Annotated in this window: 2 protein-coding genes; one reads left to right on the top strand and one right to left on the bottom strand. The window is 71.1% G+C overall.

From position 1 onward, the window contains the following. Window positions 1-171: 171 nt before the first annotated feature. Window positions 172-2,397: an elongation factor G-like protein EF-G2 gene (locus ACTUAL_RS20780; RefSeq protein ID WP_440901420.1), complete on the bottom strand. Its 2,226-nt coding sequence runs from the start codon at window positions 2,395-2,397 to the stop codon at window positions 172-174. A gap of 273 nt (window positions 2,398-2,670) precedes the next feature. Here ACTUAL_RS20780 and pdxS point away from each other — a divergent pair, with 273 nt between their 5' ends. Further along, a complete protein-coding gene (pdxS, locus tag ACTUAL_RS20775) occupies window positions 2,671-3,639 on the top strand; it encodes a pyridoxal 5'-phosphate synthase lyase subunit PdxS (RefSeq protein WP_096492645.1) in 969 nt (322 codons plus the stop codon). Window positions 3,640-4,107: the final 468 nt, after the last annotated feature.

Raw genomic sequence — 4,107 nt, 5'->3', positions numbered from 1 at the left:
GGAACAGGACCAAGGCCAGGGCTGAGGCCGGGACCAGGGCCAGGACTAGGGCTGGGGTCGGGACCAGTGCTGGGGCCAGGACTAGGGCTGGGGTCGGGACCAGTGCTGGGGCCGAGACCAGTGCTGGGGCCAGGACCAGTGCTGGGGCCGAGTCCGGGGCTGAGACCTCGCCTAGGGCTGGCCACCGCTGCCGGTAGTGGCTGTGGCTGTAGCTGCGGCTCGCAACGGCTCGTAGTGGGCGAAGTGGCGGGTGTGCGCCCCCGTTCCCGAGGTGAGCGAGCGCAACTCCACCGCGTAGCGCAGCAGCGAGGTGCACGGCACCTCCGCCCGGATCGTCGAGATCCCCGGACTGACGTCCGCCTCGGTGCCCAGCACCCGCCCCCGCCTGGCCGACAGATCACCCAGCACCGCGCCCAGGTGCTCGTCCGGCAACCGCACCACCACCTCGTCCACCGGTTCCAGCAACACCGTCGCCCCGCCCGAGGCGGCGTCCTTCAACGCCAGCGACCCCGCCGTCTGGAACGCCGCGTCCGACGAGTCCACCGAGTGCGCCTTGCCGTCCACCAGCGTCACCCGGACGTCCACCACCGGACGACCCCCGGACAGCCCGCGTTCGAGCTGCGCGCGCACGCCCTTCTCCACGCTGGGCACGAACTGGTTCGGGATCGAACCGCCGACCGTCCGGTCCACGAACTCGAACCCCGCCCCGCGCGGCAGCGGCTCCACGACGACGTCGCACACCGCGTACTGCCCGTGCCCACCGGACTGCTTCACGTGCCTGCCGTGCCCCTTCGCCACCGAGGCGAACGTCTCGCGCAGCGCCACCAGCACCGGCTCGGTGTCCACCTCCGTCCCACCCGCGCGCAACCTGGCCAGCACCACGTCCGCGTGCGCCTCGCCCATGCACCACAGCACCAGCTGGTGCGTCTCGGTGTTCCGCTCCAACCGCAGCGTCGGATCACCCGCGACGAGCTTCCCGAGGTTGCGCGCCAACGAGTCCTCGTCACTGCGACTGCGCGCCGCCACCGCCACCGGCAGCAACGGCTCGGGCATTGCCCACGGCCGCACGAGCAGCGGCTCGTCCGGCGCGGACACCGTGTCCCCGGTCTCGGCGCTGCCCAGCTTGGTCACCGCGCACAGGTCCCCGGCCACGCAGAAGGGCACCTCCCGCAGGCTCGCGCCCAACGGCGAGTAGACGTGCGCCACCCGCTCGTCCACGTCGTGGTCCTCGTGCCCCCGATCACCCATCCCGTGCCCGGACACGTGCACCGCCCGCTCGGGCCGGAGCGTCCCCGAGAACACCCGGACCAACGACACCCGCCCGACGAACGAGTCCACAGCGGTCCGCACCACCTCGGCCACCAGCGGCCCGTCCGGGTCGACGGCGAGCCGAGGCCGAGGCGCCCCGTCCACCCCGGTCACCTCGGGCAGCGGGTGCTCCAACGGCGAGGGGAACGCCCTGCTGATCCCGTCGAGCAGCTCGGGCAGCCCCACCCCGGTCGTGGCGCACACCGGGATGACCGGGTGGAAGGCCGCACGCGCGACGGCCTTCTCCAGATCGGCGACCAACGTGGCCTGCTCGACCACCTTGCCCCCGAGGTACCGCTCCAGGAGCGTCTCGTCATCGCTGGCGGCGTTGATCCCCTCGATCAACACCTCCCGCAGCGCCCGGTGCTCCTCCTCGGCGAACTCCACCTGGGCCAACAGGTTCACCAGCCCGGTCTCGGTGACCCCACCGGCGAACAGCCCACTCCCACCTCCACTCCCATCGCTGCCCCCGTTTCTGCTCCCACTTCTGCTCCTGTCGCTTTCCCCGCCCTCGTTCCCGCCTCCAATCCGGTCACTCCCGCTGCTCCCGCCACCCGGCAGGTAGAGCGGGACCACTCCCGCGCCGAACGCCTCCTGGCAGGCGGCGGTGGTCGCCGCGACGTCGGCTCGCTGGTGATCGGTCCGCGAGATGACGACCGCGCGCGGCATCCCCACCGCGGCGCACTCGGCCCACAGCGCCGTGGTCGCAGCGTCGACCCCCTCGGCCGCGCACACGACGAACAGCGCCGCGTCCGCCGCCCGCAACCCGGCCCGCAGCTCACCGACGAAGTCGGCGTACCCCGGCGTGTCGATGAAATTGATCTTGATGTCACCGTGCCGCACCGGCGCCACGGCCAACCCGACCGACCGCTGCTGCCGCACAGCGGCCGGATCGTGGTCGCACACCGTGTTCCCCTCGGCGACCGAGCCCGCCCGGCTCAGCACACCGGTTCCGGCCAGCAGGGCCTCGGTGAGCGTCGTCTTGCCCGACCCGGACGGACCGACGAGGACGACGTTGCGCACCGTGCCGGGATCGTCCACGGCGACCGCGCCTGCCGGACGTGAGTTGTCGGAGTTCTTGCTGGACATGTGAGACCGCCCTCCGCAAGTGTTAGTGCTCGATCTCACACCCGCGAGGACCGTGGCGACAAGGGGAGGGCACTGGTCGGTGGTAGCGCGCGGGCTGGGCGGGTGACGGTTCCGGCAGGTGCGTCTGGACCTCCTGATGGGTGTGCCGGGCAGGCGTTCCGGGGTGGCGAGTGGACTGCTGAGAACGGTGCGGATTGGCTCCTTTCAGCGGGCCACGTCGCACGTACGCTCCTGTTCGTCCTCGTCTGCCGCTGTGAAAGGGCTGGTCCTGCCGTGGTTGCTTCCTCTTCTCCTTCCGCTGGTGGCGCTGCTGCCGTCGGTGCTGACGGTGTCGGTGCTGACGGTGCCGCCGACTCCGCTCGGGTCACCGGAACCGCGCGGGTCAAGCGCGGCATGGCGGAGATGCTCAAGGGCGGCGTGATCATGGATGTGGTCGATGCCGAGCAGGCCAAGATCGCGGAGGACGCGGGCGCCGTCGCGGTCATGGCGCTGGAGCGGGTGCCCGCGGACATCCGCGCCCAGGGTGGCGTGTCGCGGATGAGCGACCCGGACATGATCGAGGGGATCATCTCGGCCGTGTCGATCCCCGTCATGGCCAAGGCGCGGATCGGGCACTTCGTCGAGGCCCAGGTGCTCCAGTCCCTGGGTGTCGACTACGTCGACGAGTCCGAGGTGCTCACGCCCGCCGACTACGCCAACCACATCGACAAGTGGCAGTTCACCGTTCCTTTCGTGTGCGGTGCGACGAACCTGGGTGAGGCGCTGCGGCGCATCACCGAGGGGGCCGCGATGATCCGGTCCAAGGGTGAAGCGGGCACCGGTGACGTCTCCAACGCCACCACCCACATGCGCAAGATCCGGGCCGAGATCTTGCGCTTGCAGAACCTCCCTTCCGATGAGCTGTACGTCGCGGCCAAGGAGTTGCAGGCGCCTTACGAGCTGGTTCGCGAGGTCGCCGAGGCGGGCAAGCTGCCCGTGGTGCTGTTCACGGCAGGAGGCATCGCCACGCCCGCCGACGCGGCGATGATGATGCAGCTCGGAGCCGAGGGCGTGTTCGTCGGTTCCGGCATCTTCAAGTCGGGCAACCCCGCGCAGCGCGCCGAGGCCATCGTCAAGGCGACCACCTTCTACGACGACCCCGACACCATCGCCAAGGTCTCCCGTGGACTGGGGGAGGCCATGGTCGGCATCAACGTCGACGACCTCCCGCAGCCCCACCGGCTCGCCGAGCGCGGTTGGTGACGACGCGGGTCAAGTTCGAACGCCACCGCTGCCGCGTGCGGCTCGATGTCGCACCTGGCTGATGGCGAACGCGGCTGCCGTTGGGCATGTCTGGCGTCGGGTAAGGGTGAGGCAGGTCGACCCCGGTTGAATGGCAGGTGAGGTCGCGCCGGGCGTGAGTTGGCGCCGAGCCTGGTTCCTCGGGCAGGGGGAGTGGCGCGAGGGCGGTGCGCGGTTGCGGATGCGGTTGCAGATGCCGTCAGTGCGACCGGTCGGCCGGCTGGTTGGCCTTTCCTTCCTGTCGCCCCCTCCGCCCTCTCTCGCGCCCCGCGAGTCGCACCGCACCTTCCTCGGCCGCGCCGAGCCTTCTCCACCCGAGCCTTCTTCAAGCGGGCCCTCTCCGGCCACGCCTCGTCGCGAGGCGGCTGCTGGGGCGGGGCGGGGCCGATGGCGGGCCCCGTTGGGGGATCGGGGGAGTTGGCGCTAATT

It is taken from the genome of Actinosynnema sp., assembly GCF_052038725.1.
This window is presented reverse-complemented; position numbering and strand designations above follow the sequence as displayed.